The organism is Halotia branconii CENA392 (assembly GCF_029953635.1).
Taxonomy (GTDB): Bacteria; Cyanobacteriota; Cyanobacteriia; order Cyanobacteriales; family Nostocaceae; genus Halotia; species Halotia branconii.
The window spans coordinates 597,653-610,000 of sequence record NZ_CP124543.1; the positions used below are offsets into that span (position 1 = coordinate 597,653).

General features: G+C 43.4%; 8 protein-coding genes. 1 reads left to right on the plus strand and 7 read right to left on the minus strand.

Annotation, left to right across the window (positions count from 1 at the left end; all coding sequences use genetic code 11):
• Positions 1–597: 597 nt before the first annotated feature.
• Positions 598–5,256 (plus strand): glutamate synthase large subunit, encoded by a 4,659-nt coding sequence (gene gltB / locus QI031_RS02670; RefSeq protein WP_281483683.1) that lies wholly within the window; start codon positions 598–600, stop codon positions 5,254–5,256.
• A gap of 83 nt (positions 5,257–5,339) precedes the next feature.
• Here gltB and QI031_RS02675 read toward each other — a convergent pair whose 3' ends face one another.
• From QI031_RS02675 to psaA, 7 genes are all read right to left on the minus strand, one after another.
• Positions 5,340–5,717, minus strand: a complete 378-nt coding sequence (locus QI031_RS02675; RefSeq protein WP_281483684.1) for a DUF5615 family PIN-like protein — start codon at positions 5,715–5,717, stop codon at positions 5,340–5,342.
• The gene (locus QI031_RS02680) at positions 5,714–5,944 is read right to left on the minus strand and encodes a DUF433 domain-containing protein (protein ID WP_281483685.1); all 231 of its coding nucleotides are present in this window, start codon (positions 5,942–5,944) and stop codon (positions 5,714–5,716) included. Before QI031_RS02680 ends, QI031_RS02675 begins: the two co-directional genes overlap by 4 nt.
• 91 nt (positions 5,945–6,035) lie before the next feature.
• Positions 6,036–6,383 carry a type II toxin-antitoxin system PemK/MazF family toxin gene (locus tag QI031_RS02685; RefSeq protein ID WP_281483686.1) on the minus strand — a complete coding sequence of 116 codons (348 nt, stop codon included), beginning with the start codon at positions 6,381–6,383 and terminating at the stop codon, positions 6,036–6,038.
• Entirely contained in the window at positions 6,383–6,589 is a 207-nt protein-coding gene (locus QI031_RS02690) for a hypothetical protein (RefSeq protein WP_281483687.1), read from the minus strand. The genes QI031_RS02685 and QI031_RS02690 overlap by 1 nt, the downstream gene beginning before the upstream one ends.
• Positions 6,590–6,611: 22 nt before the next feature.
• Complete coding sequence (locus QI031_RS02695) at positions 6,612–6,929, minus strand: LAGLIDADG family homing endonuclease (RefSeq protein ID WP_343217864.1); 318 nt, start codon at positions 6,927–6,929, stop codon at positions 6,612–6,614.
• Between the two features lie 479 nt (positions 6,930–7,408).
• Positions 7,409–9,640, minus strand: a complete 2,232-nt coding sequence (psaB, locus tag QI031_RS02700) for a photosystem I core protein PsaB (RefSeq protein ID WP_281483688.1) — start codon at positions 9,638–9,640, stop codon at positions 7,409–7,411.
• A gap of 104 nt (positions 9,641–9,744) precedes the next feature.
• On the minus strand, positions 9,745–12,003 hold the full coding sequence (gene psaA / locus QI031_RS02705; RefSeq protein ID WP_281483689.1) for a photosystem I core protein PsaA: 2,259 nt from the start codon (positions 12,001–12,003) through the stop codon (positions 9,745–9,747).
• Between the last annotated feature and the right edge of the window lie 345 nt (positions 12,004–12,348).

Below are 12,348 nucleotides of genomic sequence, written 5' to 3' on the forward strand. Positions count from 1 at the left end.
TGTTTTGACTAAGATTATTTTCCTACCAGACTATACACAATTAGTCTTGGTTATAGCAGCTTGATCAAGCTGTTTCTTACTAGACAATAGTTGTTATTGTTGGGTACTGAAGTGAAGTTTAGTTTTTATTAACACCGATGACGACAAATAAACAGCAAAACTATAGACAAGAGAAATATTTAGGAATTGTCAAATGGCCATTTAGTGTAATACGCTGATTTTATTGCTGAATCAGGATAATTGTAAGTTTTAAAAACAGTAAAGCGTTTAGTTTGAGTTTTGTTACAGGTAAGGCAAAACATCCTTTATTTAAAAAATAGCTTTCATCTGGAAAATAAAGAATTGAGAAAATACATAGCTTCACGATATAAATAAAAGACTGTCAGGGCAAAGGTAGTTTGTTTTACACAGCATAAACACACAAAAAAATAACGCAGCTATTTTAACACGGGTAAATCAAAAAGAAAAACCGAAGTTAAAATTTTTTTTCCCTAAATTTCGGTAACTTTATGTATTTTTTTTAAGAACGAAATTTAGTAATTTTTCCTCACAAGTACTGGCAAAATTTGTGACTCCACATTATTTCAGGGATGGGCTATGAATGATCAACCGATGAATCAATTACAAACAATGACATTTTCGGATACCTACCAAGGACAAAGATGGTTAGTAGATGAACGAGATGCCTGTGGTGTGGGTTTCATTGCTCATCGCCAAAATCATGAGAGTCACGAAGTTTTGGTTAAAGCTTTAGCTGCTTTGACTTGCTTAGAACACCGGGGCGGTTGTAGTGCAGACCAAGACTCTGGTGATGGTGCAGGGATCTTGACAGCTATTCCTTGGGAGTTGTTCCAACTAGATTATTCTCCAGTTAAGATCAAAGATTTATCTCCTAGCAATTTAGCTGTGGGGATGATATTTTTACCGCCAGATGCAGAATTAGCTCAAAAAGCTAGATTAGCAGTTGAGCAAATAGCCAAGCAAGAAAAATTAACTGTACTGGGCTGGCGAGTAGTACCAGTGCAGCCTAATTTACTGGGAGTCCAAGCCAAAGAAAATCAACCCCAGATAGAACAAGTTTTTTTAGCTGCTGCTGAAAAAAGTGGCGATGAACTAGAACGGCATTTGTATATTACCCGCCGCCGTATTAGTACAGCGGCAAAAGATATTTCAGAAGACTTTTATGTTTGCTCGTTGTCAAGTCGCACAATTGTCTATAAGGGCATGGTGCGTTCTGCTGTGTTGGGCAACTTTTATGAAGATTTAAAAAATCCGGCTTACAAAAGTGCGTTTGCAGTTTATCACCGCCGCTTTAGTACCAATACCATGCCCAAATGGCCTTTAGCTCAACCGATGCGGCTTTTGGGTCACAATGGCGAAATTAACACCTTGTTGGGTAACATCAATTGGATGATGGCGCGAGAAGCCAGTCTCAATCATCCAGTATGGGGCGATCGCATTAGCGAACTCAAGCCTTTAGTCCATATCGATAACAGCGATTCAGCCACTTTAGACAATGTGCTGGAGTTACTGGTGCGTTCTGGACGTAGCCCTTTGGAAGCTTTGATGTTTATGGTTCCAGAAGCTTACCAAAATCAGCCATCTTTAAGTAAATATCCAGAAATTGTCGATTTTTACGAATATTACAGCGGTTTACAAGAAGCGTGGGATGGGCCAGCACTTTTAGTATTTAGCGACGGAAAAAAAGTCGGTGCATCACTAGATCGTAATGGCTTAAGACCAGCTCGTTACGCAATCACTAAAGATGATTACATCGTCGTGGCTTCAGAAGCAGGTGTAGTAGATTTTCCAGAAGCCAACATTATTGAAAAAGGCAGACTTGGCCCTGGACAAATGATTGCGGTGGATTTAGTCAGCCATGAAGTGTTGAAGAACTGGGAGATTAAGCAGCGTATCGCTAGGCAACAACCTTATGGGGAATGGTTGCAAAAATATCGCCAAGAATTAAAGTCATTAATCATTGATCATTCTGCATTAGCCAATGGCAATGGTAATGGCAACGGCAAAGGACAATTGACTATTGATAGACAAAACTTACTCCGCCATCAAATTGCCTTTGGCTACACCACAGAAGATGTAGAAATGGTCATTCAACCAATGGCCGCAGAAAGCAAAGAGCCGACTTTCTGTATGGGGGATGATATTCCTTTAGCTGTGCTGTCCCAAAAACCTCACCTGCTTTATGATTATTTCAAACAGCGCTTTGCTCAAGTGACAAATCCAGCAATTGATCCCTTACGGGAAAAGCTGGTGATGTCCTTGAAAGTTGAACTAGGTGAACGAGGTAACTTATTAGAACCAAAGCCAGAATATGCTCGCAGGTTAAAGCTGGAATCACCAGTGTTGACAGAGGCAGAATTGGACGCGATTAAATTGTCAGGTTTTGCAACAGCTGAGTTGTCAACTTTATTTGAAATTGCCAGCGGTCCAGAAGGATTAAAAGCAGCCGTACAGTCTTTGCAAGCACAAGCAGCAGAATCGGTTAGGGCTGGAGCGAAAATTTTGATTTTGAGCGATTCTGATCGTCAAGGTTTTACACTCAGTACTGAACATACTTATATTCCTCCTTTGTTAGCGGTAGGTGCTGTACATCACCACCTGATCCGTGAAGGTTTGCGAATGAAAGCATCCCTGATTGTCAACACTGCTCAATGCTGGAGTACCCATCATTTTGCTTGTCTGATTGGCTATGGGGCTGGTGCAGTTTGTCCCTATATGGCTTTAGATACTGTACGTGATTGGTGGTTAGATCCTAAAACACAACAGTTTATGGAACGGGGTAAAATTGCCGCCTGTTCCCAAGAACAAGCCATAGGTAATTATCGCCAAGCTGTAGAGTCAGGTTTATTAAAAATTCTCTCCAAAATGGGAATTTCTCTACTCTCCAGCTATCAAGCAGCACAAATATTTGAAGCTATTGGCATCGGTGGAGATTTATTAGAGCTGGGATTCCGTGGTACAGCTTCCCGCATCGGTGGTTTGAGTATTAGTGAACTAGCTGTGGAAGTGCTTTCCTTCCACAGTAAGGCTTTCCCGGAACTGACAACCCAGAAGTTAGAAAACTTGGGCTTTGTCCAGTACCGACGTGGTGGCGAATATCACATGAACAGCCCAGAAATGGCGAAGGCGTTGCATAAAGCTGTGGATGCCAAAAACTATGATCACTACGAAGTTTATAAACAATACCTGCAAGGTAGACCCATCACAGCATTGCGTGACTTGTTAGACTTTCAAAGCGATCGCTCACCAATTCCTGAAGAAGAGGTAGAGTCAGTAGTGGAAATTGTCCGGCGTTTCTGCACTGGCGGCATGTCTTTAGGCGCTTTATCGCGGGAAGCCCATGAAACATTAGCGATCGCGATGAACCGCATGGGTGGTAAATCTAACTCTGGAGAAGGTGGTGAAGATGCAGTCCGTTACAAAGTCTTGGATGATGTAGACGAATCTGGTCACTCGCCCACTCTACCGCACTTAAAAGGATTGCGGAATGGTGATACTGCTTCTAGCTTCATCAAGCAAGTCGCATCGGGGCGCTTTGGGGTAACGCCAGGATATTTGAGCAGTGCTAAACAAATTGAAATCAAAATCGCTCAAGGTGCAAAACCTGGAGAAGGCGGACAACTGCCAGGGCCGAAAGTAAGTCAGTACATTGCAACGTTAAGACGCTCTAAGCCCGGTGTGACGCTAATTTCACCACCACCCCACCATGATATTTATTCTATTGAAGATTTAGCACAGCTAATTTTTGATTTGCACCAAATTAATCCCAAGGCGCAGGTGTCAGTTAAGTTAGTTGCAGAAATCGGCATTGGCACAATCGCAGCGGGTGTGGCTAAGGCAAACGCCGACATCATCCAAATTTCTGGTCACGATGGAGGTACAGGGGCATCACCACTAAGTTCGATTAAACACGCTGGTTCACCGTGGGAACTAGGGTTGAGTGAGGTGCATCGTGTTTTGATGCAAAATAGTCTGCGCGATCGCGTGATTTTACGTGTAGATGGCGGTTTCAAAACTGGCTGGGATGTAATCATCGGTGCATTGATGGGCGGCGAAGAATTTGGCTTCGGTTCCATCGCCATGATTGCCGAAGGATGTGTGATGGCGCGAGTTTGTCACCTGAATACCTGTCCTGTGGGCGTTGCTACCCAAAAAGCAGAACTACGTGAGCGCTTTAGTGGTACACCAGAACATGTTGTCAATTTCTTCTATTTCGTGGCGCAAGAGGTGCGTAGCCTTCTAGCTAAACTAGGCTACCGTTCTCTATCAGAAATTATTGGGCGTGCGGATTTATTGACAGCACGACAAGATGCCAAACTTACCAAAACGCAAGCGTTGAACCTCAATTGTTTGCTTCAGCTACCAGATACTAAAGAAAACCGTAGCTGGTTGATCCATGAAGAAGTTCATAGCAACGGTGTGGTTGTAGACGATCAATTGCTAGCTGATCTAGAAATTCAAGCTGCCATTAAAAATCAGTCTAGTGTTACTAAAAGACTACCAATAGTCAACACTGATAGAACAGTTGGTGCAAGATTAGCAGGTGCGATCGCTTCTCAGTATGGCGATAGCGGCTTTGAAGGACAAATTAATCTCAAATTTACAGGTAGCGTTGGTCAAAGTTTTGGTGCTTTCAACCTCCCAGGTATGACTCTTACCCTAGAAGGAGAAGCCAACGACTATGTAGGTAAAGGAATGCACGGCGGCGAAATCATTATTAAACCTCCTGCCAATGCTACCTATAACCCTGCACAAAATGTCATAGTTGGCAATACCTGCCTCTATGGTGCTACAGGTGGTGTGTTGTTTGCCAATGGTTTAGCAGGAGAACGTTTCGCTGTGCGAAACTCTAAAGGCATAGCAGTCCTTGAAGGCGCTGGAGATCATTGTTGCGAGTATATGACTGGTGGGGTGATTGTTGTTCTTGGCAAAGTAGGACGTAACGTAGCAGCTGGCATGACTGGCGGACTGGCATATTTCTTAGATGAAGATAACTCATTCCCTGAGTTAGTTAACCCAGAAATTGTCAAAATCCAACGGGTAACTACAGAAGCAGGTGAAAAACAATTACAAGAGTTAATCGAAACTCATGCAATACGTACAGGTTCACCAAAAGCGAAGATGATTCTGCAAAATTGGCAAGCATATTTGCCTAAGTTTTGGCAATTGGTTCCGCCTTCAGAAGCAAGTAGTGCAGAAGCAGATGCTAAACAAGAACAGCTAAGTACAGTTTAGTCATACTAAATTGATATTAAGAAAGCTACAGATTTAATTTAGTTCCCACGCTTAAATCTGTAGCTTTCTTTTTCCATTAAAATTTATGAGTTTTGAAATGGACGACGGATTCTTGTCTGGATTTTATCTGCAACCACAAGACAACCTTTTAAAGCTTCTAAAGGTTGTTCATTTATAACGCGAGTTAAAATTTTTACCACAGCTTGACGGCTACGATTGCGCGATCGCAATAATAGAATACCCGGATGCGAACCTGTTGGAAAACGGCGAACATCAGAAAAATCTAAATCAAGAGTAATAAAAAATCTTTCCTCAGCACAGACTTCTTGCCAAACAACTTCATCTTTCGCACCAGATAGCCCTTCATCCGTGACACGTTCAGCGTTATAACCAGATTGTTGTAAAAACTCAACGTGGCTTTGTGCCATGTTTTCGTCAAGTTTCACTAACATTTTTGTCATCGTAGTGGTAACAGTTCCTCTTCTCTGGTTAGTTCTGCTGCATAGGCAATAGCAGCTTTGACATCTTCTAAAGTTAATGGTGGATAATCTGTGACGATTTCTTCAAAGGTCAGCCCATCAGCAAGATTATCAAGGACTACAGATACCATAATGCGTGTACCTTTAATACATGCTTTACCGTGACACACATTTGGGTTGATGCTGATGCGTTCTTGCCAGTTAGTCATGGTTGGGTTTGTTGGAAATTTTAGTTAATTTTATTTTAGGATGTGTGGTGCTGCGATCGCTCTTTTAGCTAGCGTTACGATAACTTTAAGATTATGTCAACTGAAAAGCTTGGCTCATCACTGTATTTAGCTGCTGAAGTTGACTTATTGCTAATTTACCTATACGTCTGGTAATTAATCTCTGCTCAACTGTAACAATTCGAGTCACTCTTACCTTAGAAATTACTCGTAATCCAGTAGTAGCAAAATCTGAATCTGAAGTATCCAAAATAAATTCTTCTGGAGCTATCTTAGTGACATTTTGAGATGAAATGAAACATAGAGTAACATCATTACCATTTCCATCTACCCATAAAACTAAACCAGGGCGTAATTTAGTTTCTCTCAAGTCCGTAAAAGGGAATGGAACTAAGACAATATCTCCCTTTTGCAAAGACATTAGATAGGTTCCCCATCATCCAAAGTGTATATGTCTGGTTCTTCATTAAGAAATTCAAAAGCTCCGCCAGCTTGAGCAAGGTGCATTAAGTCACTGGTTAAAGGCTGCGATGAATCAAAAAATAGTTTTTCTTCTAAGAGTATGCGCTCTTCATCAGAGAGAGATAGGATTATTTGCAATAACGATTCAACAAGTTTAGTATTCATATTTAATAAATTTTAAATTCTGTTATAGTTCAAAATCATTATATTCACGCAATTTATTTAGCATTAAAATAGACTTTTGAGTCAGTTCTATTTCTTCTTTTGTTGCTTTTATAGGGATTCCATTGAGGAAATAGCTGTACTTACGCAGAACTTCTTCTTTCCATATTAAATACTCTTTAGCTTTTTTAGAACGCAGAGGATAAAGTTCAAATAAGGGAACAACTATCTCTACTAATTGTTTATTGTTACTCACTTGATAATAAGTTACTGGCTTTCCTTTCTGTGTTGCGTAAGGACGAGTAACATAACCTATATGTAGAGTATTTTGAATGAAATTCAGAACTTATTGATCATCACTTCTTTGACCAATTCTTATTCTCGGAGACCATAATCCATTCGGGCATTTATTAACTATCAAAGAACCTTCACCATCAAAGAAACCACTGAACCAAGACCCAAATTTTTCATCAATATGTAACCGATTAGGAACTTGTAAATTATTTGTTGGCATTTTTCTACTAAGTAAATAAAGCTAATTGTACCATTTTGCACTACATAAGTACTACTTTACAGACAAGCTTCTTGTATATACTCGAAAAGTAGAAAACTAGCTTTTACAAAACAAATAAATTTCTTCTTAGCATCTTAGCGCGGCAGTCGCTACAAGTCGAGGAACCCGCCCAACGCGCTGCCTTGCCTTTGCGTGAGATTAAAGAAAGTTTTTTTGACTTGTACTATTCAACGTTAATAATTACACAAAAAAATCCCCTACCTTGCGGCAGGGGATTTTATCACTTACCTACAAAACTAGCAGCCAGATTAACCGAACTTACCAGCCGTAGAGGCAATCAAGAACGCTGCGTAGGTAAGGACATAGCCAACAGTGAAGTGAGCTAGACCAACCAAACGACCTTGAACGATAGACATGGCAACGGGCTTATCTTTCCAGCGAACCAAGTTAGCTAGAGGAGTACGCTCGTGCGCCCAAACAAGAGTTTCAATCAACTCTTGCCAGTAACCTCTCCAAGAGATCAGGAACATGAAGCCTGTAGCCCAAACTAAGTGTCCGAATAGGAACATCCAAGCCCAGACAGACAGGTTATTCACACCGTAGGGATTGTATCCGTTAATTAACTGAGCAGAGTTAGCCCAGAGATAATCACGGAACCAACCCATGAGATACGTAGAGTTTTCGTTGAACTGAGCAACGTTACCCTGCCAGACACCTAGATGCTTCCAATGCCAGTAGAAAGTTACCCAACCAATGGTATTAAGCATCCAGAACATAGCGAGGTAGAAAGAGTCCCAAGCGGAGATATCGCAAGTACCGCCACGACCAGGGCCGTCGCAAGGGAAGGCATAGCCGAAGTCCTTTTTGTCGGGCATCAGCTTAGAACCACGGGCATCCAAAGCACCTTTAACAAGTACTAAGGTGGTGGTGTGAATAGCCAAAGCGAATGCGTGGTGTACCAGGAAGTCACCAGGGCCAATTGTTAAGAACAGAGAGTTGGTGCTGTTGTTGATGGCATCCAACCAACCACCTAACCAAACGTTACCGTAGTTAGGATAGGCTGTATAAGCAACGCTATCGGGGTTAGACAGTAGGGTGTTTAAACCGTACAGTACTTTACCGTGAGAAGCTTGAATGAACTGAGCAAACACAGGCTCAATCAAGATTTGCTTTTCAGGTGTACCGAAAGCAACTACTACGTCGTTGTGTACGTACAAGCCTAAAGTATGGAAACCTAAGAAGAGCGATACCCAACTGAGGTGAGAAATAATCGCTTCTTTGTGCTTCAATACGCGGTCAAGTACGTTGCCCTTGTTTTGTTCGGGGTCGTAGTCACGTACCCAGAAGATGGCAGCGTGGGCGAAAGCACCAACCATCAAGAAGCCAGCAATATACTGGTGGTGGGTGTACAGCGATGCCTGAGTCGTGTAATCCTTCGCAATAAATGCGTAGGGAGGCAAAGAGTACATGTGCTGCGCCACTAAAGAAGTGATAGTTCCTAATGCCGCTAAAGCTAGGGACAATTGGAAGTGCAGCGAGTTGTTAATGGTGTCGTAAAGACCTTGGTGAGGCAGGTTAAATTGACCTTCACTCTTGCTACCGGGTACTAAACCAGATTTGGAGTTCAGCATTTCTTTGATGCTGTGACCAATTCCAAAGTTAGTGCGGTACATGTGACCGGCAACAATGAAAAGCACTGCGATCGCCAAGTGGTGGTGAGCCATATCAGTCAGCCACAGAGACTCTGTCTGAGGATGGAAACCACCCAAGAAAGTCAGAATCGCTGTACCTGCACCTTCAGATGTGCTGAATACATGACCAGCTGTATCCGGGTTTTGAGCGTAAACACCCCAGTTACCTGTAAAGAAAGGTGTTAAGCCTGCTGGGTGGGGCGCAGTGGTTAAGAAGTTATCCCAACCTACGTGCTGTCCGCGGGATTCGGGGATAGCAACGTGAATCAAGTGACCAGCCCAAGCCAAAGAACTAACACCAAACAAACCAGCCAAGTGGTGGTTGAGGCGGGGTTCAGCACTCTTGAACCAAGAGAGGCTAGGACGGAACTTGGGTTGCAAGTGCAACCAACCAGCAAACAAGAACAGTGCTGCCAACAATAGCAGGAACACTGAACCTGTATACAGTTCACCGTTCGTCCGCATACCAATGGTGTACCACCAGTGGTAAACACCAGAATAAGCAATGTTTACAGGATTACTAGCGCCAGCTTGGGTAAAAGCTTCAACAGCAGGTTTACCGAAGTGGGGGTCCCAAATCGCATGGGCGATGGGACGGACGTGAAGGGGATCTTTGATCCACAGTTCAAAGTTACCTTGCCAGGCTACATGAAACAGGAGGCTGGAAGCCCACAGGAAAATGATTGCCAAGTGACCGAAGTGAGTGGCGAAAATCTTTTGGTAAAGATTTTCTTCAGTCATGCCATCGTGGCTTTCAAAGTCGTTGCCTGTGGCGATCCCATACCATATCCGACGAGTAGTCGGGTCCTGTGCGAGATCCTGGCTAAATTTGGGAAATTTTGTTGCCATAGGTTTGATAAATCCTCTGACCTTTAGCCATCAGGTATCAGTTCTATTTTGGATTCGGGATTTTGGATCTAACTAAAATCCCAAATCCAAAATTTTGCTGATTGCTACCCTACTGAAAGGATGTGTGCGTGGAAGAATGCCCAGGTAGTAGCAATTCCTCCGAGGAGGTAGTGAGCTACACCTACCGCCCGACCCTGAATGATGCTCAGAGCGCGAGGCTGAATTGCTGGTGCTACTTTCAGTTTATTATGTGCCCAAACAATGGACTCAATAAGTTCTTGCCAGTAGCCGCGACCACTAAACAAGAACATTAAGCTGAATGCCCAGACAAAGTGAGCGCCTAAGAACATTAGTCCATAGGCAGATAGCGCGCTGCCATAGGAGTTGATTACTTGTGAAGCTTGCGCCCACAAGAAGTCACGCAACCAGCCGTTGATAGTGATGGCACTTTGGGCAAAGTTACCACCAGTAATGTGAGATACATTACCAGCTGCGTCTACGGTTCCCCAAACATCTGATTGCATTTTCCAACTGAAGTGGAAAATTACAATCGATATGGAGTTGTACATCCAGAACAATCCGAGGAATACATGATCCCAACCAGATACTTGACAAGTACCGCCACGACCAGGACCGTCGCAAGGAAAGCGGAAGCCTAGATTTGCTTTGTCTGGAATCAGACGAGAGCTGCGGGCAAACAAGACACCTTTGAGCAGGATCAAAACGGTGACGTGAATGGTGAAGGCGTGGATGTGGTGGATTAAGAAATCCGCTGTACCCAAAGCAATGGGCATCATTGCCACTTTACCGCCTACAGCCAAAATACCGCCGCCGAAAGCATAGCTAACTGGCTCTAAGGCATTGGGAGCAGTGCCGCCAGGAGCTAGGGTATGCAAGTTTTGCACCCACTGAGCAAATACTGGTTGCAACTGAATTGCTGTATCGGAGAACATGTCTTGGGGACGACCCAAGGCACGCATTGTGTCGTTGTGGATGTACAGTCCGAAGCTATGGAAGCCGAGGAAAATACACACCCAATTGAGGTGAGAGATGATAGCATCCCGGTGACGAATCACCCGATCCAATACGTTGTTTTGATTAACAACTGGATCGTAATCCCGAACCATGAAGATGGCAGCGTGAGCAGCCCCACCAACGATCAGGAAACCACCGATCCACATGTGGTGAGTGAAGATACACAGCTGCGTAGCGTAATCCGTTGCCAAGTATGGATAAGGGGGCATCGCGTACATGTGATGCGCGATGATGATTGTCAAGGAACCCAAGAAGGCAAGGTTAGTTGCCAACTGAGCGTGCCAGGATGTGGTCATGTTTTCATAAAGACCCTTGTGACCTTCCCCGGTAAAGGGACCTTTGTGGTTTTCTAGGATCTCTTTGATGCTATGACCGATACCCCAGTTGGTACGGTACATGTGACCAGCAATGATAAACAGTACCGCGATCGCTAGGTGGTGATGAGAAATATCTGTCATCCACAAGCCACCTGTGACTGGGTTTAGACCGCCCTTGAAGGTGAGGAAGTCAGCGTACTGACCCCAGTTCAAGGTGAAGAAAGGTGTTAAACCAGCAGCAAAACCGGGATACAGCTCCGTTAACAAGTCTTTGTTCAGGATAAACTCTTGGGGCAAGGGTATGTCTTTAAGAGCAACTCCTGCATCCAACAGCTTGTTAGTTGGTGCGGACACATGAATCAAGTGTCCAGCCCAGCCCAAGGAACCACAACCCAACAGCACTTGTAAGTGGTGATTTAGCATCGACTCCACGTTCTGGAACCATTCCAGTTTAGGAGCGCGCTTGTGGTAGTGGAACCAACCCGCAAATAGGAACAAAGCTGCTAGTACCAAACCGCCAATAGCGGTGCAGTACAGCTGGAATGAGTTGGTAATACCCCAGCCACGCCATACTTGAAACAAACCAGAGGTGATTTGAATGCCGTGGAAACCACCGCCAACATCACCATTTAAAATGTCTTGACCAACAATAGGCCAAACAACCTGAGCGCTGGGTCGAACGTTCAAGGGATCGGTCAACCAGGCTTCGTAGTTAGAAAACTTAGCGCCATGAAAAATCATCCCGCTCAACCAGATAGTCACTATAGCCAAGTGACCAAAGTGGGCTGCAAATATCTTGCGGGAGATGTCTTCTAAATCGCTTGTATGTGTATCAAAATCGTGGGCGAGTGCGTGCAGGTTCCAAATCCAGGTGGTGGTTTTGGGACCTCTAGCTAAAGTTCTGTCAAAATGCCCCGGTTGTGACCATTTCTCAAGGGAAGTGGGAACCGGATCATTATCGACAATTACTCTGGCCTTTTTCTCCTCTCGCTCCGGAGGACTGATTGTCATTCGACCTCCTCTCTATGATCAGGAATGAGGAATCATGAATACCACAAGGTGAACTTTAGCCGCTTTTTCCAGAAAAATTCTGGAGCAGCGATTAAGACCCTACATGGAGAGTTGTTTCTCGTTGAATTATAGAGTCTTAACTTGTACATTGTTAGACACATTTTAACAATAATTCAAAATCCCTGAAATTATTATCTGTTCTGCTTTCTAACTTTAAACTCCTGTACAAAAAGTCAATAGTTTATCCATATAATTTACAAAGAATAACAATTCGTAAAATTTATAGTTTAAATTCGATGCACCAATAGTTTTAGTTTTTGTTACCCTTACCCATCCAATATTTTG

Excerpts from the sequence above, each read along its gene's own strand:
- gltB (WP_281483683.1), top strand. The coding sequence starts at position 598 with ATGAATGATCAACCGATGAATCAATTACAAACAATGACATTTTCGGAT.
- QI031_RS02675 (WP_281483684.1), bottom strand. The coding sequence starts at position 5,717 with ATGACAAAAATGTTAGTGAAACTTGACGAAAACATGGCACAAAGCCAC.
- QI031_RS02680 (WP_281483685.1), bottom strand. The coding sequence starts at position 5,944 with ATGACTAACTGGCAAGAACGCATCAGCATCAACCCAAATGTGTGTCAC.
- QI031_RS02685 (WP_281483686.1), bottom strand. The coding sequence starts at position 6,383 with ATGTCTTTGCAAAAGGGAGATATTGTCTTAGTTCCATTCCCTTTTACG.
- QI031_RS02690 (WP_281483687.1), bottom strand. The coding sequence starts at position 6,589 with ATGAATACTAAACTTGTTGAATCGTTATTGCAAATAATCCTATCTCTC.
- psaB (WP_281483688.1), bottom strand. The coding sequence starts at position 9,640 with ATGGCAACAAAATTTCCCAAATTTAGCCAGGATCTCGCACAGGACCCG.
- psaA (WP_281483689.1), bottom strand. The coding sequence starts at position 12,003 with ATGACAATCAGTCCTCCGGAGCGAGAGGAGAAAAAGGCCAGAGTAATT.